The sequence below is a fragment of the Mariniflexile fucanivorans genome, from assembly GCF_004341235.1.
GTDB lineage: Bacteria > Bacteroidota > Bacteroidia > Flavobacteriales > Flavobacteriaceae > Mariniflexile > Mariniflexile fucanivorans.
Map to the genome: position 1 here is coordinate 263,327 of NZ_SLUP01000007.1, position 22,485 is coordinate 285,811.

Below are 22,485 nucleotides of genomic sequence, written 5' to 3' on the forward strand. Positions count from 1 at the left end.
AATTTTTAGTATAAATTCTTATATAATTTGCTCGTTTCATAAGTTAAAAAATAAGAGGTATAATAAAGTTAGTCATTATTAATCCGCCAAGAAAAAAACCAATAACGGCAATTAACGATGGTTTTTGTAAACTGCTAAGTCCGCTAATGGCATGTCCGGAAGTACAGCCATCAGCATAACGTGTTCCAAATCCAATTAGAAATCCACCGGCTATGAGTATTAAAAATCCTTTTACTGAAAAAACCACATCCAAATTGTAGATTTCAGGTGGAACTAAATGTGCTCCAACATTGTTAAAACCTAAATTTTTGATTTCTTCAATAGTTGTAGGGTTTAAAGTAGTAACACTATCATTTGATAAATAATGGATTCCAATAAATCCACCAAGAATAGCACCTACAATAACAACTAAATTCCACAAGTTTTCTTTCCAGTTAAATTTAAAAAAATCTGAAACTTTACCCGCTCCAGCTATAGAGCACATGGTTCTTAAATTTGAAGACATACCAAAAGTTTTGCCGAAATAAAGTAATAACGCCATTACAAGTGTAATTAGGGGGCCAGAAACATACCATGGCCATGGATTTAGAATATAATTCATACTTGTTATGTATAAAAATTAGGTTTAAAGTTTGTAAAAGTAATGAAATGCAAATTTGTAAAAAAAAATGGTGGAATTTTAATAAAAATACTATATTTGCACCCACAAAAAGGCCTCGTGGCGCAACTGAATAGCGCACTTGATTACGGCTCAAGAGGTTACTGGTTTGAATCCAGTCGAGGTCACTAAAAGCTAATTAAATAGCTACTAAAACCACACAATTCTTATGAATTGTGTGGTTTTCAGGTTTTTAGGGGTTCATTAAATTTGATTTGTTTTGAATTTAAATGGTAGCTATTCGACAGTTAAATTTCAAAGTGTCAGTTCGAACTGACACTTTCGAAAATTTTGTATATTGAATTGGTATAGTTGATTTGACTTTCGTTCTGATAATTTTTTTATAATTTAAAGACGACAACTATGAGAACCACAAACACTTTTTCCATTCTTTTTTGGGCGGACCAAAAAAACACGAATGATGACCAGGCATTACTTTATGCCAGAATTACAGCTGATGGCAAACGAGCAAACTTAAGCCTCAAAAGAAAAATTGCAATCTCACTTTGGGATGCTAAAAAGAAAAGGGCAAAAGGAACTTCAAGTGAAGCCAGGCAAATAAATCTGTATTTAGACCAATTGCACACTCAATTATTTCAATGCTATCAAGATTTGAAATTCAAGGGAGAATTAATCACGGCTCAACTCATTAAAGCCAGTTACGCAGGAGAGTTAGAGTCAAGTAAAACACTTCAGGAGCTCATAGATTATCATGCCCGAAAAATCGAAAGCACTTTGGCACTAGGTACCATCATCAATTTTGGAATCACCGAAAACTACATAAAAAGGTTTCTTAAGACATCATTAAAAACCACGGACATATTCCTAAAACAGCTGGATTACAAATTCATTTGCGATTTTGAAACTTTTCTACATAGATATTGGCCAAAAGGCCATCCAAAGGCAATGAACCATAATACGGTTATGAAGCATTTACAGCGTTTACGTAAAATGGTAACATTGGCTTTTCATATGGAGTGGGTGGATAAAGACCCATTCATGAGATGGAAACCAACATGGGAAAAGAAGGAACGCGAATTTTTATCGGAGAACGAACTCTCCAATTTAGAAACTTATTATTTCCCAATAGAGCGTTTGGAAAGAGTTAGGGACTTATTTGTATTTAGTTGTTATACAGGAATCAGTTATGCGGATATCATTACTCTTAATGATTTCAATATTTGCAAGGGAATTGATGGCAATGATTGGATTATATCAAAGCGTCAAAAGACAAAAATACCAATCAAAGTACCCATATTGGATAAAGCTCAAGAACTGTTAGATAAATATAAAGACCATCCCATGACACAAATAACAGGCACTCTGTTTCCTGTTATTACCAATGAGAAATTAAATCTCTATTTAAAAGAAGTAGCAGATGCCTGTGGGATTAAAAAGAACTTAACCTTTCACATGGCCCGACACACATTTGCAACAACTGTCACTTTGAGTAATGGTGTACCAATTGAAACCGTATCTAAATTATTAAGTCATACAAAAATATCAACAACTCAAATTTATGCCAGAGTGGTAGAGAGAAAGGTTAGTGATGATATGGAAGTCTTAAAAGCCAAACTCCATATTCAAAGTAAAAGCTTAAATTCATAATTTGAAGGTGACTGATTAGAGACAACTTATAGGTATTAGGAATAACAAGGGTTTCAAGATATTGAGACCCTTCTTTTATTTCCATGCAAAACATTTTTCATACTAGAGATATTATTTTTCTAGTATTTTATTAATAATTATTTCTAAATCTGTTGAGTCACCCACTGTAACACCTGAAGCTAACCATTCATCTTTTGTCATTTCTTTGAATATATCAAAGTTATTTTTTGCTTTAAAATTGTTTGGATATACGGCAAGAATATGTGTTTTAATTTCTTCTTTGATATCTTTAAAATCCTCAATTTGAAATTCAACGGGTAATGGGAAATTAGCACCTAGTAGTCTTTGAATTGCTTCTTTTGAGTAATAGTTCTCAATTTCTCTTTTGTGTAAAATAAAAGCTTTTCCTCCCAAGTTTTCAACATTTTCTATTAGCTGCGCTTTATTTGCAAGTTTATTATTGTAATCAATAGCCCCTTTGTCGGAGTCTACTACGACAATAAACTTTCTGTTAATTTTTCTACAAAGATGTGCATTGACAAAGAAATCTATTTGATCTCCACCGCAAGGGACAAATAGGATATCATCAGGCAAAACCCCGTTAATTTTTTCAAATGCAATTTGCCAAAAATTAACATCACCACTGCCTTCTACAAAGATTGCTTTTCTATAATTATCATTCAATAAGTTGTAATTTGGTTTTATTCCTAGTTCTTGAATTACAACATTTAAAATTTCATCTTCATTTTCGTAATTATAGTATGTAGATACTTCATTTTCTTTTTTTACAACTATTATATTAGAATCCTTTGTTGAACCTGCAAAAACAGGGGAGTGAGTGGTTAAGAAGAACTGACTATTATCCGATAGCTCAACTATAGAATCTAATAAATCTTGTTGTAATTCAGGATGTAAAAATGTTTCGGGTTCTTCAATTCCAAATATTTGATATTGCTTTGTTGTTTTCTGAGCCAGATATTCAAAGTAAGCAACCATAAGTAGCCTTTTAAATCCAGTACCTTTGTTTGAGATAGGAATATCATAATTATCGTTTCTGAATTTTAAGGAAAGGTCAAACTTCACTAGATTTCCCCAATTGCAAGAAGGAGAAGTTTTTATTTTTTCTAATTCTGGAACATTTTTTTGCATTAATGTTGTAATTGCAGCGAATTCAGTTTCTAAATCTGTTTGCACATTTGTTTCAATTTGGTCAGTTAAAGCAAAATTTCTGTTTAATGATTCTGTTGCTATCGGTTTAAACTGACTTTGAAATGATGTTGAACTTATATTTAAATCTTGTTCGGCATCAAAGAGTGAGTATTCAGGTAATTCAACAAACGAATATTGTTTTTTAATATTCTTAAGAAATTCGGTAGCTTCATGTTCTTTTTGAATTCTACCAAGAGCAATCGTATTTTCATCTATAAGGGTAATTTTAGAAGCATTTGTTACACCTCTTCCAGAACGAGAATAATCAATTTCAAGGGCAGTACAATAGCTGTTTATATCAGATTCTTTAATTCCCCAACAATTGGAATATTTATCACTGTTAATATCATTACATATATAATTAAACGTTTTTACTACTCTTCCTGCTGAAGAGAATTCAAAAGTCTTTTTTAAATGTATCTTTCCATCAGCATCTAATGCTAATGAGTTTACTTCTTCACTTGGTGTAAATCTTAAAGATATCTCTGTTTTTTCACCGTCATTAATCCCTTTAAAGATATCATTGTTATCAAATTTATCATTAAAAAAAGTATTTAGAGCTTTTAGGATATTAGATTTGCCTGAATCGTTTTTACCAACGAATGAATTGATTTCTCCTACCTTTAATTTGGATAGTTCAGCAATTCCTCTAAAGTTTTTAATAGTTATATCATATATTCTCATATCAGCTCTTTTTTATTAAATTGTTTTGCTTATACTTGCTGAAACACTTGTTTATTACCATTCGCAATATTCTGTTATTCTAGTTGCAGTTTTTTAAAGAATATTTTGTTTCTTAATGTAGCATCTTTAAGCAATTTGTTGAAACCAATTACTTCAATATACATCTTATATCCTCTATGAAACCCAAAATAACTATCACCATCGGGGCTTATTGTTAATTGATGTTTATCTGCAAACTCTCGAATTTTGTCATTAATGGTGCATACAATATAACCATACACAGGTGTATTTTCATTTACTTTAATTGGCTCCAGTCCCTCAGGCATTTCATATTTGCCCTGTCTTATGTCCTTTAAATATTTGCCAATTTGCATTACAGGGTCATCATCTTCTTTATAAGTTGTTCTCTTAGGTCTTTTAAATTCAAAAATTGTAAGTGGATTGCTGAATTCATTATCTCCATTTCTAAAAGAATTCTTTTTATCAAATACAATTAAGTCTGGTTCTTTCAGTGCATCTTTCTTAGTTCCTATTTTTTTATCGGACGCAACATATTCAGAAAATACTAAACGTTCATCCAAAATCCATAAATTATGGTCACTATAATCGGTAGTTTCAGAATCTTTGCCCATTGGATAAATTAGGTTATGAATGTCTTTCTCTAGTTCACCCTTACCATCATCTCTTCTTTTCAATAGTTGATTCATTGCGTCTAAAACCGTTTTTCGATTAAATACATAATGGGCTAAATCGCTTTTTCCAATTTCTGATATTGTTGAAATAGCTTTTGAAATTTTATCCTGGTCAGCTTCTCCGTTTTCTGATAGCAGACGTTGTAATTCAGATTTAGTAAATTGTTCTTTTTTGAATTTTATTTTTTGAAGCTCTGTTTCAATTTCACTTTCTTTGATGTTATAAGGTATATTCGATAAATCAAGTTCTGAGAAATAAGATTTATGCCAGGGGGCTTGTTCCGAAACATACGATTTAATTCTTGCAACTTTTTTTTCTGCCCTAGTTGAAACTTCAGTATCAAAAAGTTTTTTTGTTTCTATTGATGTTTGGCTTTCAATATCTTTTTGAGAATAAGGATTATAAATGGTTGATATTTCTTTATCAAAATCAAAAGTTTCTCGTTCCAAGGAAACACTATTGTCTAAATAATTACCTATGACATATGATCTAATGATATAATTTTTTGAGGTAGCTTTTGAACCTTCATCTATTCTATCAAAAAATTCATCTTCAAATTCTGGAATATACTTATGAAGGTTTGTTTCGGTTACCGCCCTATTATTAGCTGTCAATATAACCCTGCTTTTTTGCTTACCTGCAAAGTACATTTTAAATATTTTTACATTAAATATTTCTAAATTATCTGAGTTTTCACCCAGTTTAAATTGCTTTTCACCAATTAATTGAATTTCATTTTCAGCTGATAAATAATCATTTAAAACAATTGATTGTCCATCATTATCTTTTACAATTATGAGAGGACATTTAAAATCATTTCTTAAAAAGAAAATCAATAATTTATCTAGTAATTTTCTAGCTATTGTATCAATATTTTTATCAAAACTTTTTTGGTCTTTTAAATTTAATAGTGATACTTCTGCATAAGTGTCTTTGGAATTAGTTTCAGAAATTTTTTCATTTTCAATGATTTCAAATTTTCTTCCAAAATCAAATTTTCTTTCTTTTAATTTTTCTTCATCTTTAAAAACACTAATAATAGATACATTGTTAAAATATTTTACGAACATAAACCGACCAAACCCCTTACCTCCAATATCCTTTTTCTCTTGGCTATAAAAAGTATCAAAAGATTCTCTATTTATAGAATTAAAACCATTCCCATTGTCTCTTATAATTATACCTTTAATGGCAGGTTTAGAATCATCCAACTCTAATTGAGTATCCCTTAACAAATGGATTTCAATTTTTCCATTCTCGATTTTTTTCTTTGTAATTGAGTCAATAGAATTTACTACAGCTTCTATTATCGGTGTGTATACGTTTGATTTACTTTTAATATTATCAATTGTGCCTTGGATGTTAATTCTGCTCATGGTTTGTCCTTTAATCTTTCAAGAATTCCTTTTTTATTGTTTAAATCATTATTCAGCTCAACTTTCTTATTAAATTGTTTCGTTTTGGTTATGCTTGCTGAAAGCCTTAAAATCTCATTTTCTAATGTATCAACCTTTTTTTGATATTCAACAATTTTAGAAAGGGGTTTTTTCTGAAATTCGGGCTTACCTGATAATTGAATACAAATATCTTTGTAAACATTATCTAAATTACTTTTTAAATTTATAATGTATTTGTTTTCTTGAATTTTGAACCAACCCGATTTAAATGTCCAATCTATAATTGAATTGTCTTCATTTATGGGGTGAGGATGTTTGGTTGAAGTAACTACGGACATTTCTCCAACATATTTAATAATAAAGATTATAGGATAAGGGATAGATTTATCTATAATATTAAGTAAGGTTTGTATATCTTCTTTAACTTTTAATTCAATCTTAAAAACTTGAATTTCCTTTATCTCTTTTGATGCAAGATTGGTTGTTTCTGTTGATAGTTTATGAGTCCATACAATTCTATTTATTATATCTGTAAATAGTTTTTTCTGTTTCGTATTGGTATATTTATCAAAGGCATTTTTGGGGATTACCCTTTGGACTTTTGTCGATATTGGAAGGTCAAAATTATCCATTATCTAACAATCAAAAATGAAATTAATTTAAAATCTTCAATGCCCTTAATTTTATCTTGTAATGCTGTAGTACCACCAGATTTAAAAAGGCTCAAAACTTCTTTTTCTTCTTCAACTTGCAAGATGCTTGAAATACTCTTTTTGAGTAATTGAGAAAACTCATGCATATCATGATACTCATCTGTTAGGTTGTTTAGTTCTTGGCAAAGCTGAGTTATAGGTTTGTGGATGCCTTTACATAGCATTCTTACAGCATCTAAAATTTTCTTGGAATCAACATGGTTTAAAAGAAGTTCCCCATTTTCTTTTATATAAACCATGTAATAAGGATGTAAGCGATTAAGTTTATTTATATTAATGCCTGAATTTAGATTTTTAAGGACAAAAATCACTCCAGATTCAAGTATTGGTGTTGATTTAACTACGGCATGCAGTCCTTCTGGAATATTCTTTAATTCACCGTATTCCTTAATTAAATTGGTTAAATCTACACGGAAATCATTTAAACCTAGGTCAGTAATGCTAACCCCTTCTCTTAAATCTTCTAAGTCGATAACTTCTTCCTGAAGTTTTTTTAATTGGATTTTTCGATAATCCAAATCCTTTTCATCAGTGTTTAAAATATTATCATCGCCAGTACTTGCCATGTTGCTTATTAGCATTTTACTTTCAACGCGCTGCTTTAAGTTGATGTAATTATCCAGTGTAATATCTGGCCAAAAATTGACCATAGTGATGCTGTCATTTTTAGACCCTATTCGATCAATTCTTCCAAAACGTTGGATGATTCTAACAGGATTCCAATGAATGTCGTAATTAATAAGATAGTCGCAATCTTGAAGATTTTGCCCTTCTGATATACAGTCCGTAGCAATTAGTAAATCAATCGATTCAGGGGTGTTAGGGTATAGTTGTGCTTTGTCTTTAGATATTGGCGAAAAACAAGATAAAATGGCATTTAAATCAGCAGGTATTTTTTTTGAGTTACTCAATTTCCGAGAACCTGTTATGAGTGCCGTATTTAAACCATTTTGTTCTTTAAGATGGTTATTTAAATGCTCATAGAGATAGTTAGCCGTATCGGCAAATGCTGTGAATATAATTGCTTTTTTATTATTGGTGTTGAATGGTTTTTCTACTTTGTTATTTATAAGTGTTTTAAGGCTCTGTAACTTGGTGTCTTTTTCACCGATAATATCAACAACATCGCTCCAAAGATTGTTTAAAATAAAAAGGTCTTCGCTTAAATCTTCACGCCATTTAGTGGCATCCATATCATTGATATGAACTTTGATTTTTCTGCCAATAACACTTTCTTCATCGCCCCAATCAGCTTCCCAATCAAAATTTTCATCATCTAATTTAGCCTGCAAGCCTTCGTATGCTCCAGAGTCACCTTTATCAATAACCTTAATGGCATTTTCAATTTGGGAAATAATGCCTTCTAGTGTAATTCTAAAAGAATCTACCGAACTTTCTAAGCGTTTGAGTAAATTGATACGCATCAAAATACGAAGACTGTTTTCGCGGTCTATTTGGGTCAATCTACCAGACTTTACCGTCTTATCATATAAGTCGGCATACAATTGCATTTTACTTGGAAGGATATAGTTTAATGGTGTGTAAACAGACAGGTTAAGAAGCGTAAGCTTTTCGGCAATATCTACATAGGTAACATCCATTGAATCAGTGAGCGGACTATGAATTGAAATGGGTTTATTTCTTTTAGGAAATTTACCAATAGCCGTAGTGTCATAATAGGTTGTGATATGTTTTCTAGACCTAGCAATGGTCAATGAATCTAGGATTTCAAAGAAATCAAAATCGAGCATATCCAATAATTTATCTGTAGTTCTCTCAGACGTTTCATATTTGCTCCAGATATTAAACGCTTGTTGCGCTCTTCTAAAAATTATATCAATGCCTTTATCTGTTTCAAGCTTATCATCAATATTTGAAGCTTCTCCCTCATAAGCTAATGCCAATTGATTTTTCAAATCATTAAAACGGTTATTAACGGGAGTGGCAGACAGCATCATAACTTTTGTTTCAATACCTTCTTGAATGACCTTTCTTAATAATTTTTGATAACGATTTTCTTTGCCTACTACGGTACTGTTGTTTCTAAAATTATGGGATTCATCAATAACAATAAGCCCATAATTACCCCAATTAACAGACTCTAGATTGCGCCCATTACTTTGCCCTCTGTCCCTTGATAAATCTGTATGGAATAGGACATCATAACGCAATCTGTCTTTGGCTAAAATATTATTCTTATCATTATGGCGATAGGTGTTCCAGTTTGCTTCTAATTTTTTTGGACAAAGAACTAAAACGTCTTTGTTTCGCATTTCGTAATATTTGATAACACCAAGAGCAGAAAAGGTTTTACCCAAACCCACACTATCCGCTAAAATACAGCCTTTGTATTTTTCAAGTTTATTGATAGCTCCAATAACAGCATCTTGTTGGAAATTGTAAAGTTTATTCCAAATAACTGATTCTTTAAAACCAATTTGGTCATTGGGTAGGTTATCAACAGATAGGTCATCTAAAAAATCATTAAAAATATTGTAGAGGGTAATAAAATATATAAACTCTGGACTATTTTCTTTATAGGCATTTTCAAAGTATTCTTGTACTTTTTCGGTAACATCTTTTAGGTCTTCTTCATTTTCCCAAACCTGATTAAACCATTCCAAATAGGCTTTACTGTCTGGGAAATCTGATTTTTGAATTAAAGTAGGGAAGCCCTTTTTGTGAGTGATACCCAAATCTGAAGACGTAAAACTACTTACGTTGGAATAAGCATATTCTTTGTCATCTTTATTTTTAACATGAATCATACCATTTAAAGGCAGGTTACTATGTTTGTTCGATTTGAAAGTAACTTTGTCTTTTACCCATTTAGAGCATTCTTTAGCTATGGCACGTTGATTAAGTTGGTTCATTAAACGCAACTCAAATTCGCCTCCACATAATTCAGATTCTCTGTAAATATGGGGTATATAAAACTTTCTGTCCTGTTTTTCAAAACCTTGTTCAATGAACGTTGGAGAAGAGAAAATAAAACGTAAATCTTCAATTTTGCCTAACTCTTTTTTTAAGGCTTCAAAGGCATAAATAGAGAATGATGCAGCAGCGATACTCAGCTTGCATCCCTTTTCGATACTCTCTTTTAAATCATCACCTAAGCGGTTATTTACGTTGTCAATTAATTTCATTTAGCTAATCAATCTGATTGTACAATTTCTAATAATTTGTCGTAGCTACTCACTTTTTCAAACCTTACTACATTACCGCTAATTTCTTTAAAGTGTTCCCCTGCACAATGAATTTTCAATTTTTCAATTTCTCTTAAATCCATATCTGAATCAGAGCCTTTGGTTTCAGCCACAAAATAAATCTGTCTTACTTTATCTTTGTCAAAAACAATAGCCCAGTCTGGACTGTAGTTTGCCACAGGTGTTGATATATAAAAACTTTTTGGGAGTTTGGCATATACAACTACTTCAACGCTATTTTCTAACGCCGTGGCAAATTTTGACTCGATATTAGAATCTGAGGTTAAAAAGTCATAGATATGCTTTTTCAATAACTCAGAATTTCTAAGCGCAAATTTGTCATTGGTAAATACCGTTTTTGCATCATGCCGTTCATCTGTTTTATGATAGACAATGTTGTTAATAATTAGGCTCGCTTTAGCCTCATTTATTAATTTACTAGCCTTGGCAATAAATTCTTCTGGGTTTTTACGAATAAGTAAAAATTTCTTTTCACTTATAGATTTTAGAACTGCAACAATAGTTTTTCTGGTTAAATTGGTAAGAGCTTCTATTTCTCCAACAATGTCATATACGGCATCAGCATAGAGGTCGTTTTTTAATTTTTGATACTCCCGTTTAGATTCTTTAACCAAATTCCCTTCTTGCATTTGTTCTTTAGTACCATCTTGCAATTCGCCAGTTTTAACTTCATAAATCCTATCGCCAATGTTCAATTGTGCGTTGATGAGTATTTTACTGTCCTCAATTAATTTGGCAGTATCAAATTTTACTTCGTAGATGGTTTTTAGATTGATTTTATCCCAAAGTGTCTGAAATTCTTTCTTTTTAAAGTTGTTGTTTGTATTCAGTACAATAGTTTCCCGTTCGTTTTCTGGCTTAAATTCTTCGCCTGAATAAACAGATTTCAATAACTGACAAACCGCATTTCTATAAGGTTCTAATTGCTCAGGAAGTGGCATCTTATTTTGTTCAATAAGTTCCCTTCCCTCTACGGAAATTTTGTCATCTTCATCAATAATATCTTCTTTGTAGAGAAGCTTGTTTAATTTTTTAGCTTCTTCTTCAGTAATGCGATGCTCTTCTTCCTTATCATTTTTAATTAATTTGCCAACAAAATATTCAACCTCAGCTCTTTGTGGTCTGTCTTTTAAAGTGGCGGCAATTTCTTTCTGCAAGCCTTTTGCAAAAGCCTCATAACTTTCAGAAGCAATAACCGTAAGTTTGTTTATTTCATGGACTTGTTCGCCAACGGCTTCAAAATCTAAACGATTACCGTTTTTATTAACGCACAAACGCATACCTCTACCAACTTCTTGTCGTCTTCTGGTAAGACTGCCACTTTCAGCATTTTTTAAAGCACAAATTTGGAATACATTGGGGTTATCCCAACCTTCTTTTAATGCCGAATGCGAAAAGATAAAACGTGTCGGTTCTTTAAAGCTTAATAAGCGTTCCTTGTCTTTCATGATAAGGTCGTAAGCTGAAATATCATCAGATTCCTCACTTCCACGTTTAACACTTGGGTCAATCATCTTATTTTTCTTGTCGATAGAGAAATACCCCTCATGAACTTGCGATGCTTCATCCCGTTTTAGGTATTCGCCATAGTTTGTAGGCATATAGCCTTTATGTACTAAACTAGGGTCTGTATCTCTTAAATAGTCATTATAGTCTTGATGGAACAGGTCGAGAAATTCATTGACTGCATTTTTATATTCTTCCTCAAATATTTTGGCGTAATCGCCTAATTCTTGTTCGCCTTCACTATCATATATTCTGTATTTTTCAACGGAATCAATAAAGAACAACGACAAGACTTTTATGCCTTTATCAAATAATTGTTTCTCTTTTTGCAAATGCGACATGATACATTCGCGTATTTGTACCCTACGAAATGCGTTTTCATCTTTATCGTTTAATATATCGCCAGGGAATATATCTTGACCGCCTATAACCACCTTATTGAGATAGCCGTTAATTTCTGTAATGGTTTGATTTTTGTAAGCAGGCATATCGCCTGAAAGCTCATAGAGGTTTGCGCCTTCCCCCAATTTTTTTCTCACTTTTTTAACACCTGAGCCAACACGTTGTTCAAATTCAACAACAGCGAAAGGAGGTTTGGAAGTGCTTAAACTAATATGCTCTAAATAAAGATACCCCGTTGTACCCGTAGAGCCTTTTAGGTTGATACCTTTTACTTGAATTTTCTTTACCAAGCGTTTGTTGTAAGCATCCAAAGCATCCAATCGGTATATTTTATTGTAATCTACCTTATGGGTTGCAGAATATCGCAATGTAAATAGCGGATTGAAATCCTGCATACTTTCCAAGGTTTTGGTACCATCAACCGATTGTGGCTCATCAATAATCAAAATCGGATTGGTTTGCGCTATAATCTCAATGGGTTTTCTTGTGCCAAATTGGTCTAGTTCTTGATAAATACGTCTGGCATCTTTTCCTCTAGCATTAAAAGCTTGTGTGTTGATAATCATAACACTTATGCGGCTATCGGAAGCAAAATTTTCAATATCCTGAGGGCGACCCGAATTATAGATGAATGGATTTATCTTATGTCCATATTTTTCTTGAAAATGTTCTTGGGTTACTTGAAACGATTTGTAAACCCCTTCGCGAATGGCAATACTTGGCACAATAACAATAAATTTGCTCCACCCATATTTTTGAAACAATTCATACATGGTGCGGATATAGGTATAGGTTTTACCTGTACCAGTTTCCATTTCTATAGTTAGGTTATAACCTAGCTTAATACCTTTTGGGCGTTCTATTTGTGGACTTTCATGTAAGTCCTGCCCTTTTTGAACAGCTTGCACATTTTTTAGAACCTGATTTTCTAAAATCTGAATCGTGCTATTTCTGTACCCTATGTCTTCTTCAATATTGAAATCGAGCATGGTTGCGCCAGATGCTGCTTGTTTTGCTTTGCGGATAAGCTCTTTACTGCGCTCCAAGGTAAAACGATTGGTTTTTAAAGGTTGCCCTTCAAAACAATCCACAACGGTTTTTACCGCATTTACTTGAAACTCTTGTTCTTTAAACTGTAACTTCATAATTAGCTTATCAATTCCAAAATTCTGATTCCTGAATCAGTAGTTATATAGGTTTGGTTTGGGTGAGTCTTTTCTTCTGGGAATTCCATTTCTACCCATCCTAAATCTATTAACGGGTCTAGGTATTTTTTTCTGTTTGTTGATTGATTGCTTAAATCCATGAACTTAAACAATTCAGCTCTTTTTAATTTTGTTTTTAATAGTGTAAGCATGTCTTCAACTCTATTATGAACTTCATCATTAAGTATCGCTTTAACTTGGTCACTAGCTTGGTTACTAACTTGGTTAGTAGCTTGGTTACTAAAAGCAACAATATCTTCTAAGCTACTAAAAACAATAGCCTTGTCAGGAGTATTAGCTTGGTTACTAGCTCCGTTACTTTCTTTAAAACCTTTATGAACTGGAAGTGTTACTAAAACATAAGTTTGTCCATCCGTTTGAAATATAGGGCCAGGAGAACCATTATCAGCCATAGCTCTATAAATAGTTGGAAAACCAGTACCACGACCTTCTGTTAATTTAAGTTCTTTAAGAAAATCGCCTATCCGTCTATTTCTATATTCTCTAGCCACAATACGTTTATGGGTGCTTAAAACTTCTGCATCTACGGGAGGCACAGGACTTGGATAACTTAAAATCTCAATTTTATCAGCCCAAATTTGTATTTCTATAGGAGAACCCAATTCATAACTTTTATGATACACGGCATTTGAAAGGACTTCCTCAAAAGCATCAAATGGGTAGTTGTAAAACCTATTCGCTTCGGCTTTATTGGAATCTTTTACTGTTTGTTCGCTAATAATGTTAGTTTTAACAAACGAAAAAACATCCCGAAGTTGCTTTTGCAAAGGCCCTTTGAAGTAGTATTCTTTAAATTTTTTGCCTGAATTGTCTTGATGCCATACCAATTCTATCCAAGCTCTAGGGAAAAAGTTTTCAGGGGCTTTCGTAAAAAACAGCAAACCTACATTTACAGGACGGATGTTTTCATTAGCACCTTTGGCTATTAACATGGCTTTACAAAGGTCAATAAGAGGCATAGAGGTACTTGAAGCATACAAATCGCTCTTAATTTCTTGAAGATGCGCTTGTATCAAACCTAAATCGAAATCTTGAATGGTTGCTTGGTTATTTATACGGTCATCAAACGGAATGCGTGCTGCTAATTCTTGCAACCGCCTTAAATTATCGCCTTGGGCAACAATACTGCGAGAACCAACACGAATATAATGTTGGCGTTGTGCGCCTTTGCCTAAACCGCTTGGCGCATTGTATGGACGATTATCGCCCGCAGGACACCATAAAACCAATATATGTTGACCATCTATAATATACGGTTGCGTAATGGGGAAATAATTGGGCTGTATTTGATGAGCTAGCCTAACAATATTTCCTTGAATGTCATCCAATTGGTTTTGCTGTAAACCTGTAGGAGGCAATAAAGGTTGCCCGTTATTTTCGGCAATGCCAACAATGATGTAGCCACCGCCCCAATTATGGAGGTCGTTGGCAAAGGCGCACATAGAATGGATTACATCCTCAGGATTCCAACCTTGTTTAAATTCCAGTCGTTCCCATTCTACGGTATTACCATGTACTAAATCGTGTATGTTTACTGGTAACGCCATATTTAGATAACTTTCATTTCGGTCTCAGGACTCAATTGTTTTAATAACTGCTTGACGTTGGTTTTGGCAGTATCGTCTTTAAAACCACTATCCTTAAAAACTATACGAAGCGGCATTTCTTTGGCTATTTCTTTGGTAAAAGCCTCATCTATACCCGTATCAAAACAGGCAAAAAGGGAGTTTTCAGATACTTTAAAAACCTTTTTACCACTAATAACGGCTTGCTCAATTTTGAGCGATAAAGGTAAACCCCAATCCAACATCACTTGTGCCAATAAATCATCAGGCGTTCTATCGGGTTTAATATTGTCTGAAAACAATTCTAGGTTTGCTTGACTGTATTCTTGGGGTTTATAATATACATCTTGCATATTGCTATCGTCTAAACGATAGACACGAAACCCATAATCTATATCGGCATTGGTTTCTTCTTTTATTTTTTTTGCTGCCCTACGGATGCGTTCTTTTCCGATTTCACAGATATTTTTATAGCCTTCTTTGAAGGCTTCACTATTTTCATCAGTTTGTTCTGGAATTTGAACCTGGATGTGTTTTATTTTTCCATTTTCTTCTGAATTTAATTGCATAATTGAATGTGCTGATGTTGCTGATCCAGAAAAGAAATCAAGAACAATATCTCCATTTTGGGTGTTCGCAATTCTTGCTAAATTCTGTATAAGTCTAACAGGCTTCAATGTTTCAAAAATAGTTCTACCTGATTCACCAAATAGTTTTATAAAATCTTTCTTTGCTTCATCAGTATGTCCATAATCTTTGTAGGTTAAAAGAGAAGAAGCCACACGCCCTTGCTTAACTTCGGTTAAGAATTGTTTGAAACTGGGGAAGCTATCTTTGTTTTTTCCAAAATAAATCCTATCCTCTTTGAGTAATTCTTTCATTCGAGATTCTGAAAACGCCCAATGCTTTCCAGACGGAACATCAAATTCCTCATTATTGTATGGGTTTTTAACTATGTAATGTCCTCCACTTCTTTCTCCTGCTGCTACTAAATCACCTGGTTTCCAATCTCCTCTAAAGTCATTGTCAGGATTTTTATATCTTTTGTTCATTTCAGATGTTCTGGGCAGTAAACCAACCTTAAAGTCATCTAAGCTTTTAGCATATAAAAGAACGTATTCATAATCGTTGGATAGATACCTAGCTTGATTCTTTGGACTATAAACTTTTTGCCATCCAGCAATTGAAATTCTATTTACTTCGCTAAATACCTCATCACAGATTTTACATAAATTATCAACCTCATTATCATCAATAGATATAGCAATAATTCCATCATTTGAAAGTAAGTTTCTTGCCAACTTTAACCGAGGGTACATCATACTTAACCAGTCTGAATGATAACGCCCAGAGGTGTCTGGGTTGGATTGTAAACGTTGGTTGTACTCGTCTTTTAGCCCACTTTCTTCCTTGTATTCCTCACTATCTTGGGTAAAGTTGTCTTTATAAACAAAATCATTACCTGTGTTGTATGGCGGGTCTATATAAATCATCTTTATTTTGCCCAAATAGCTTTCTTGCAACAGCTTTAACACCTCTAAATTGTCGCCTTCTATATAGAGGTTTTCGGTATTGTCAAAATCTACAGAGTCTTCGCGTACAGGGCGCAAGGTTTTGGTAGTTGGCAGGTTTGCCGTTACAATGGCTTCACGTTTTCCAGGCCATTCTAAACGGTAACGCTCTTTAGTGCCTTCAACCACAGCATGACTGAGTTCTTGCTTTAACAAATCGAAGTCTATGGCTTTACCATCGGCACTTTCGGTAACACAGTTGGGGAATAGTTGGGCAAGCTTTTCAAAGTTTTCGTTTACCAAGTCTGGCGAGGCTAAGTCTAGTTTTTCGTTAGTCATATGGTTTGTCCTGTTTATAAAGCGACATGTTCTGTTATATTTCTTAATTTGATTAAGAAAGTAAGATAGCATTTAGCATTTGATATGAGTAATAAAATGTATTTTTTATTATCCAAATGTAAATGTAATCTACATTAAATAGGAAGCCAAGGCATTCCTGTTTCTACAAAGATAAAATTTACCAATTAAGTATGGTAAATAATGTAAATGGAATTGTAAGAATTATTATTGAGTGGATTTTTATTGTGAATAAGACGAAGAAAAGAGCTTGCGGAGGGCTATTATAAAACAAATATCTTTCATTCATAGAGTATTGAGTTATCGTACAATAAGATTTCATCAGTATTTAAACAATTACTGTTCTATATATTCAGCCCATTCCCACTACATTCCATAAACTCCATTTCGGGAAAAGCGCTTCATTATAAAAGTCTTGGACACAAGCTCAAAGTTTAGAATTTCCATTTCGTTCTTCCTGCTGAAATACGCAGGAAACTGCATTCCCAATTCCAAACTTTAAACTTAAGTCCGCTTTATCGGTATTTCATTATGTCTTTGAGTCCCACTTCCTGACATTTTAAATTTCACAGAGGTTTTTAATCCACTTCCTAGCCCTCACTGTCCTACCTTTTTTTGACAGCAAAACAACAATATTCATTCTTGGACGACGGCATAAAGCCAGAGCTCGTGCCTCGCTCTTTTTTATACGTCTTACCAAGCCTGAATATTGGATCACACCAAGCATCAAAAAAAGATAACAGCGAAGGCTCTACGGGAAGTAAATCAAAATATCAGATTATGAAATCATATCAAAATATCCAAAAAGTAAGTGGCACTAAAAAAAAATCAAAAAAGAAAAACGCTTCTGGATACAATAAGTAAATCACTGAATATTAATCCATCTACTAATAGTAGATACTAAATCAATGTAATTATGGGAACATTAAAGAACCATGTACAGTTAATCGGAAACGTTGGGCAAGACCCGACCATGATAACTTTGGACAATGGAAAAAAAGGAGCAAAATTTCCATTGGCTACTAATGAGCATTACAAGAATGCAAAAGGAGAAAAACAGACCCAAACGGATTGGCACAATATTGTGGCTTGGGGCAGAACGGCAAACATTATTGAAAAATATGTGAACAAAGGGAAAGAAGTTGCCATTGCGGGCAAACTGACCTCAAGAAGTTATGAGGACAAGAACGGCACAAAACGCTATGTGACCGAAGTGGTAGTGAGTGAAATACTCCTTTTGGGAGGCAACGAGTAAACAAAAATAAAGAGGGCACTAAAACCAGTTTTCAATTAGTGTGTGACCTCTTTTCATTATTAATCTCTAAAGAAAAAAACAATGAGAAGCAAAGTTAACGAAATAAAAATCAGTTACAAAGAGAAAATAGCCTTATCAAAATCCCCTGCCATCAAAAGTTCTGCCGATGCGGGAAAATTGCTTTATGAAACATGGGACAAAGATACCATTGCCTTACAAGAATCCTTTAAGGTGCTCTTATTGAACAACTCTAATAAAATAAAAGGTATTTATCAATTATCGTCCGGAGGTATTACCGGAACATTGGTGGACGTCCGTATTTTATTTGCGGTCATTTTAAAATCGCTTTCGGTGGGTGTGATTTTATCGCACTGCCACCCCAGTGGAAAATTGATGCCCAGTGAAGCGGACAAACAACTCACGGAAAAAATCAAGAACGCAGCTGCTTTCTTTGATGTAAAGGTATTGGACCATATCATCGTTGTTCCAAATGGCGAGTATTACAGCTTTTCAGATAACGGTTTGTTATAATTTAAAACTACAAATTATGGTATATCTTAATTATAATAACCTTGATGCACAAACACAAAACCATCTGCTTTCCATATCCAAGAAAGATATTGAAAACAGGTTTGGACATGATTTGAAAAAGTACGCCCAAGAGCATCATTTGGATTATGATGAATTATTGGATGAAGAAGCAACACGCAACCTATATAATTATAAGTACGTGTTTAATATATAACTCAATAGGTGTGTTTTTTAAATTTTTACATAAGACTTCACTAAAGGTGAGGTCTTTATTTTTTAAATTATTTTCAGATCATTTCGAAAATCTGACGCCCAAATCCAAACATTTATTGGAAATCATAAGTTTTGCTATCAAAACCAACCATTTGAGACCAAACCCCATTTGGGTTTCAAAAAACAATCCAATACCTTTAAAAGAGCGGGAACGCTGGAAAAAAGCAACTTGGTTTAAAGGACTAAGTTGTTTGGAAATTTTGGTCCCTGCGGGACGAAAAATGGATAGCAAGAGGGCAATGCGCTAAAGCGGCATTGCGTTATTCGATGTATTTATAACTAACTGTAATACAGTTAGTTAATTTAAAATAAATCATGTTTGATCGACAGAATAAATACCATAATTATGTTAATGCCCTTGAAAACCCGCATAAACACTGGGGAGCATTAACATAATCGAAAGAAATAACAGTAAAAGAAACAAATGAAACGCCGATTTTTAAGTATCAATTTCCATAAGGACACCGTAGAGCGGTTCAAGGGTTTTTGTGCCAAGGTTGGAGGCTCCTACACCGAGACCCTGAACCATATGATGGACTTTTTTGATACCTACCAACTGTCGCCCATGACCGATCTGGGACCGAACATGCGGGGCATGGAAGCCAATATCAAAAAGCGCATCAATGCCTTGGTTGCCATTGTGAAGGATATCGAAAAGCACCAGACGCAACCGACCACGGCGATGCTCCAATTACTGTTTGAACAAACGCCACCAAAACAAAAGCAGCCCCGTTTAGTGGAGGTCAAACAAAGTGGCAAGACCACCAAAGATCCTTTTTTTGCCACGTCATTGGAGGCCATCGAGCTGAGAAAGGAAAAGAACACCCTCCAAAGGGATTTAAAAGAAACCAAACAACAATTTGAGGACTTCCTGTTTTCCAAGGTACATATTGTAAAAAGCAGTTTTGGCAAGCCCAGGCTCCAATTGGACATGACCTTGGAAGACTATGAGGCCCTTAAAGAGAAAATCAAAAACAGTTAATTATGTACATCTCCATCACCAAACAACACATGGACACCACCTTTTCACAGAGCTCCGGCGATTTTGTGAATTATCTGGAAAAAGAAAACAGGGACAAGGTCCCAGAACAGCAAGAGCACTTTTTTGACCAGCACAATGACCACGTATCTCCCAAACATATTGTCAAGGACATCGACGGCAATACCGCCAAGCTCAGAAAAAACGAGCCCAAGTTCTATTCCCTGACCATCAGTCCAAGCCAAAGGGAGCTGAAGCACATCGGCAATGACCCAGATAAATTACGGAAGTATGTCAGGGAAGCCATGAAGGACTATGCCAGTTCCTTTTATAGGGATATGCCAGTATCGGTGGACAGTATAAAATACTATGCCAAGATCGAGTACGAGCGAACCTATAAAGGCTTTGATAGGGAAATAAAGGAAAACCAACCCTTTAGGTCACAAATTGTAAAATTGGAACATGACCTAGCGAAAATCAGAAGCGGGGAGTTGGAGGGCAACAGCCAAGCTATCCAAAAAATGATCGAGCGGCTCAGGACAGAAGCCCCACACCATAGCCATGGCAAGATGGTCGTGCAGGGGATGAAAAAGCAGGGGCTCCAGACCCATGTCCATATCATTGTCAGCCGCAAGGATATGACCAACACCCTCAGCCTGTCACCAGGAAGTTCCCACAAAGCCTCCGAGGCCATCTTGAACGGCAGCCCGGTAAAGCGGGGCTTTGAACGCGACCAGTTTTTTGAAAAGGCAGAAAAGACCTTTGATAAACTTTTCAAATACGAGCGGAACTTTGTGGAAAGCTATACGGCACATAAAATGTACAACAAAGAACCGTACAAGTTCTTTGCACACCTGATGGCACTCCCAACCAATGAAAAGAGTGCCGCCTTTAAGATGATGGGCAAATCGGGCATGCACGTCCCCAATCTGAACATTCCCACAAACCAAGTGCAATTGGCACTGAAAGCCTTCAAACAATTAAAAAGAACCATCGATGTGGCAAAAAACGCAAGCTCCATCGGCATTTAAAAAAACAATCCTATGACAACACCTGTTTTGATAATATGTATCTATGTTGCCCTGACCACTTTGATAGCAATGGGTTTTCGATATTTGCGCTTCGCCTATGGACTAAGTGCCGTATTGTTGCTGATGATGGGAGCATTGCTCTATCTCATGCATCCCGATAAGCTCATGGCCCTTTTGGGACGATGGCTATTGCCTCTCATATTCATCCAGAACGCCCTATATGTTTTGATAGTCCCCGTTTGGGAACGACCGAAAAAGGAACGTAAGTATGCAGTAAAGCTCCAGGTAAAACAGGGCAGCATAAAACTCCAGAACATCCGTAGGGGCATCTCCATTATAGGATCCGCCGGTAGTGGCAAGACCGAATCGGTGGTCTACAATATGTTAAGACATTTCCAGCGGTATCAATTTTGCGGTCTTATCCATGATTACAAACATTTTGAGATCACGGAAATGGCGTACCCACTGTATAAGGAATCCAACCGTCCTTTCCATATCATTTCCTTTGATGACATCTATGCCAAGGTGAACCCCATTGCCCCAAGGTATATGGAAGACGAGGAAAGCGTCAATGAAGTATCTCGGGTACTTTTGGAAAACCTGTTGGAACAACGGGAGTCCAACGCGGCTGGTTCTTCCAAATTCTTTAATGATGCCGTGGAAGGCCTTTTGGGTGGGCTTATCTGGAAACTCAAAACCACCCATCCTAAATATTGTACGCTTCCCCATTTGATTGCTACCTATCAATATTTGGATACCGATAGTCTCATTGATTTTTTGAGTTCCGATTACACCTCTAAAGCCATGGCTAATGCCTTTATCTCAGGAAGGGATTCCGAACGCCAAACGGCAGGGGTGATGAGCACCCTAGCGAATGCCCTCAAGAAAATCAGCACCCAACGCATCTTTATGGCGCTCTCAGCAGATGAAGTACCCTTGGATATCAATAACCCCAAAAATCCAGCAGTGGTGTCCATAGTCAACAATCCCAAATTTGAAACGGCCTACTCCCCAGTGATTGCCACTATTATCCATACCATGACCAAACAGATGAGCGTAAGACATCGGGAATCGGCCTTTATCCTTATCGAGGAAGCGCCTACCATTAGGCTTCTCAATATGCACCGCATTCCTGCAACCTTACGGAGCTATGATATTTCAACGGTGTATGTGATGCAGGACAAGACCCAAAATGACATGATGTATGGAGATAAGGCAAGCCGAGCCATTTTGAGCAATCTGTCCTACCAGTTCTTTGGCAAGGCGAACGACCCCGACACCGCCAAATATTATGAACGTTTCTTTGAGATCGTCAAGAAACCGACAACCACGATCAGCAAGAGCCAAAACAGCCTAGACTTTGATTCCAGGATCAGTACAGGGGAGAAGGAAGTGAGTAAAATACGTTCCGATGTGTTCTTTAGGTTGAAGGAAGGGGAGTTTATTTCTTTTGCGGATGGCAAGGATCGAAAGGTTCAGTTTAAAATGCCAAGGATCACAAGGGAACTTCCGCCCCCGATCCATCGGTATAATGATGCCGAGATACAGGCTAATTTTGAACGGATCCATCTTGAGGTCAGACAACTGTTCCAGTTGAAGTCTTAAATCATGATCTACCAAAGTTAAAAGTATAAAAAAGGGAACCATTTCAAAACGATTC

17 protein-coding genes and 1 tRNA gene are annotated in these 22,485 nt (G+C 35.0%); 10 read left to right on the plus strand and 8 right to left on the minus strand.

Annotated elements, in window-relative coordinates; translation table 11 throughout:
- Positions 1 to 43 precede the first annotated feature (43 nt).
- Positions 44 to 601 (minus strand): YeeE/YedE family protein, encoded by a 558-nt coding sequence (locus EV196_RS15150; RefSeq protein ID WP_132218612.1) that lies wholly within the window; start codon positions 599 to 601, stop codon positions 44 to 46.
- Positions 602 to 712: 111 nt separating this feature from the next.
- Between EV196_RS15150 and EV196_RS15155 the strand changes: the two genes are divergently transcribed.
- Both EV196_RS15155 and EV196_RS15160 read left to right on the plus strand, forming a co-directional pair.
- Positions 713 to 786 (plus strand) — tRNA-Arg (locus EV196_RS15155).
- A 235-nt stretch (positions 787 to 1,021) separates the two neighbouring features.
- Positions 1,022 to 2,266, plus strand: a complete 1,245-nt coding sequence (locus EV196_RS15160) for a site-specific integrase (protein WP_132218613.1) — start codon at positions 1,022 to 1,024, stop codon at positions 2,264 to 2,266.
- Between the two features lie 111 nt (positions 2,267 to 2,377).
- Here the strand turns inward: EV196_RS15160 and EV196_RS15165 are convergent, their stop codons facing one another.
- The 7 genes from EV196_RS15165 to EV196_RS15195 all read right to left on the minus strand — a co-directional run bounded on the left by EV196_RS15165 (position 2,378) and on the right by EV196_RS15195 (position 16,738).
- The gene (locus EV196_RS15165; protein ID WP_132218614.1) at positions 2,378 to 4,159 is read right to left on the minus strand and encodes an ATP-dependent nuclease; all 1,782 of its coding nucleotides are present in this window, start codon (positions 4,157 to 4,159) and stop codon (positions 2,378 to 2,380) included.
- A gap of 74 nt (positions 4,160 to 4,233) precedes the next feature.
- Positions 4,234 to 6,228, minus strand: coding sequence for an ATP-binding protein (locus tag EV196_RS15170; RefSeq protein ID WP_132218615.1), 1,995 nt, complete (start codon positions 6,226 to 6,228; stop codon positions 4,234 to 4,236).
- On the minus strand, positions 6,225 to 6,881 hold the full coding sequence (locus EV196_RS15175) for a DUF4391 domain-containing protein (protein ID WP_132218616.1): 657 nt from the start codon (positions 6,879 to 6,881) through the stop codon (positions 6,225 to 6,227). The genes EV196_RS15170 and EV196_RS15175 overlap by 4 nt, the downstream gene beginning before the upstream one ends.
- Positions 6,881 to 10,108 (minus strand): helicase-related protein, encoded by a 3,228-nt coding sequence (locus EV196_RS15180; RefSeq protein ID WP_132218617.1) that lies wholly within the window; start codon positions 10,106 to 10,108, stop codon positions 6,881 to 6,883. The genes EV196_RS15175 and EV196_RS15180 overlap by 1 nt, the downstream gene beginning before the upstream one ends.
- 8 nt (positions 10,109 to 10,116) lie before the next feature.
- Positions 10,117 to 13,242, minus strand: coding sequence for a type III restriction-modification system endonuclease (locus tag EV196_RS15185; protein ID WP_132218618.1), 3,126 nt, complete (start codon positions 13,240 to 13,242; stop codon positions 10,117 to 10,119).
- Positions 13,243 to 13,244: 2 nt separating this feature from the next.
- Positions 13,245 to 14,870, minus strand: a complete 1,626-nt coding sequence (locus EV196_RS15190; protein ID WP_132218619.1) for an RNA-binding domain-containing protein — start codon at positions 14,868 to 14,870, stop codon at positions 13,245 to 13,247.
- A gap of 2 nt (positions 14,871 to 14,872) precedes the next feature.
- Positions 14,873 to 16,738: a site-specific DNA-methyltransferase gene (locus tag EV196_RS15195; RefSeq protein ID WP_132218620.1), complete on the minus strand. Its 1,866-nt coding sequence runs from the start codon at positions 16,736 to 16,738 to the stop codon at positions 14,873 to 14,875.
- Between the two features lie 660 nt (positions 16,739 to 17,398).
- Between EV196_RS15195 and EV196_RS15200 the strand changes: the two genes are divergently transcribed.
- The 8 genes from EV196_RS15200 to EV196_RS15235 all read left to right on the plus strand — a co-directional run bounded on the left by EV196_RS15200 (position 17,399) and on the right by EV196_RS15235 (position 22,430).
- A complete protein-coding gene (locus EV196_RS15200) occupies positions 17,399 to 17,620 on the plus strand; it encodes a hypothetical protein (RefSeq protein WP_132218621.1) in 222 nt (73 codons plus the stop codon).
- Positions 17,621 to 17,672: 52 nt separating this feature from the next.
- The gene (locus tag EV196_RS15205; protein ID WP_132218622.1) at positions 17,673 to 18,011 is read left to right on the plus strand and encodes a single-stranded DNA-binding protein; all 339 of its coding nucleotides are present in this window, start codon (positions 17,673 to 17,675) and stop codon (positions 18,009 to 18,011) included.
- Positions 18,012 to 18,092: 81 nt separating this feature from the next.
- Entirely contained in the window at positions 18,093 to 18,542 is a 450-nt protein-coding gene (locus EV196_RS15210; protein WP_132218623.1) for a JAB domain-containing protein, read from the plus strand.
- A 16-nt stretch (positions 18,543 to 18,558) separates the two neighbouring features.
- On the plus strand, positions 18,559 to 18,756 hold the full coding sequence (locus EV196_RS15215; RefSeq protein WP_132218624.1) for a hypothetical protein: 198 nt from the start codon (positions 18,559 to 18,561) through the stop codon (positions 18,754 to 18,756).
- A 115-nt stretch (positions 18,757 to 18,871) separates the two neighbouring features.
- The gene (locus EV196_RS15220; RefSeq protein WP_132218625.1) at positions 18,872 to 19,063 is read left to right on the plus strand and encodes a hypothetical protein; all 192 of its coding nucleotides are present in this window, start codon (positions 18,872 to 18,874) and stop codon (positions 19,061 to 19,063) included.
- Between the two features lie 176 nt (positions 19,064 to 19,239).
- Entirely contained in the window at positions 19,240 to 19,797 is a 558-nt protein-coding gene (locus EV196_RS15225; RefSeq protein ID WP_132218626.1) for a BfmA/BtgA family mobilization protein, read from the plus strand.
- A 2-nt stretch (positions 19,798 to 19,799) separates the two neighbouring features.
- On the plus strand, positions 19,800 to 20,825 hold the full coding sequence (gene mobB / locus EV196_RS15230) for a MobB family relaxase (RefSeq protein WP_132218627.1): 1,026 nt from the start codon (positions 19,800 to 19,802) through the stop codon (positions 20,823 to 20,825).
- Positions 20,826 to 20,837: 12 nt separating this feature from the next.
- On the plus strand, positions 20,838 to 22,430 hold the full coding sequence (locus EV196_RS15235) for a type IV secretory system conjugative DNA transfer family protein (protein WP_243652253.1): 1,593 nt from the start codon (positions 20,838 to 20,840) through the stop codon (positions 22,428 to 22,430).
- The last annotated feature ends 55 nt before the right edge of the window (positions 22,431 to 22,485 follow it).